This is a genomic window from Streptomyces sp. NPDC002867, from assembly GCF_053591895.1.
In genome coordinates, this window is record NZ_JBSFUR010000117.1 from 1 (window position 1) to 1,287 (window position 1,287).

2 protein-coding genes are annotated in these 1,287 nt (G+C 66.0%); one reads left to right on the forward strand and one right to left on the reverse strand.

Features of this window, described 5'->3' with window-relative positions; translation table 11 throughout:
• The first annotated feature begins 162 nt into the window (after window positions 1-162).
• A protein-coding gene (locus ACWD0A_RS34825) for an IS5 family transposase (protein ID WP_451304708.1) occupies window positions 163-992 on the forward strand; the annotation gives its coding sequence in 2 pieces (ribosomal slippage) (window positions 163-493 and window positions 493-992; 831 coding nt in all).
• A 59-nt stretch (window positions 993-1,051) separates the two neighbouring features.
• Here ACWD0A_RS34825 and ACWD0A_RS34830 read toward each other — a convergent pair.
• The coding region (locus ACWD0A_RS34830) for a hypothetical protein (RefSeq protein WP_451304707.1) at window positions 1,052-1,287 on the reverse strand (236 nt) is incomplete at its 5' end.

Below are 1,287 nucleotides of genomic sequence, written 5' to 3' on the forward strand. Positions count from 1 at the left end.
CCCCGTGAATGTCTCCACCCACATCGTCTCAGCCCTCAACACCCCACCCATACAGGGAAAATGCCCATCCTGCCGCCTTCTGCAACGCGCTTTAGAGCGTGTCTCTTTGATCGGTTAGTCAGTTGATCGAATGTGTCCGTCCGGTTGGTGATCACTGATGCGATGTGGGACCGGATCGAGCCGCTGATGCCGGCCGATCCGGTCCGTGGGCGACGGTGGGCCGACCACCGCCGAACGCTGGAGGCCATCGCGTGGAAGTACCGCACCAACTCGCCCTGGCGGGACCTGCCTGGTGAGCTCGGACCGTTCCAGACCGCTCACAAACGGCTGATCCGGTGGGGCGTCGACGGCACTTGGGAGGCGATCCTCGCCGCTGTCCTGGCAGCGGCGGACGCCGACGACGACATCGACTGGACGGTGTCGGTGGACTCCACGGTCGTCCGGGCCCACCAGCACGCCGCCGGGGCACGCAAAAGGGGGCGGTTCGGTCAGGTGAGCCCGCCGATCACGCTCTCGGACACTCCCGCGGTGGGTTGAGTACCAAGATCCACCTGGCCGCGGACGGCGGAGCACGACCACTGGCCTTCACTGTCACCACAGGTCAAGCCGGTGACGCACCCGCCTTCGAGACGGTGATGGCCCGCATCCGCGTCCCCCGTAATGGCCCCGGAAGGCCACGGACCCGCCCCCTTGCAGTGCTGGCCGACCGGGCCTACTCCTCCCGCGCCATCCGCAGCCACCTGCGGCGCCGGGGAATCCGTGCGGTCATCCCGCAGCCGTCCGATCAGATCAGCCACCGGATCCGGCGGGGTCACCGAGGTGGTCGCCCGCCCGGTTTCGACTCCCAGGCCTACAAGCAACGGAACACCGTCGAGCGATGCATCAACCGGCTCAAGCAGTGGCGCGGCCTGGCCACACGAACCGACAAGCTCGCCATTGCCTACCAGGCTGCGCTCCACCTCGCCGCCATCCTCATCTGGGCACGACGCTGACCAAAGAGACAGAACCTACGAGCTCGTGCATGGTTGGCGGTGGCAGGTCGAGACCTTGATCATCGATCATGGTTTGTGTGGTGGGGAACCGGACGCGTGCAGCGATCACCCGTAGTCGACAGATCACCGGACTGGACCCTGAGGTGATCGCCGAACTTGTAGAGGTGATCGGCCCGTTGTGGCAGGAACGGCACCAGGCGGCACTCGCTTCGCGACCGCGTCGGCGAGCTGTCGGTGCTGGTGCCAAACACAAACTCGTCTTTGTCGACCGGCTCCTGGCCACGCTGGTTCACCT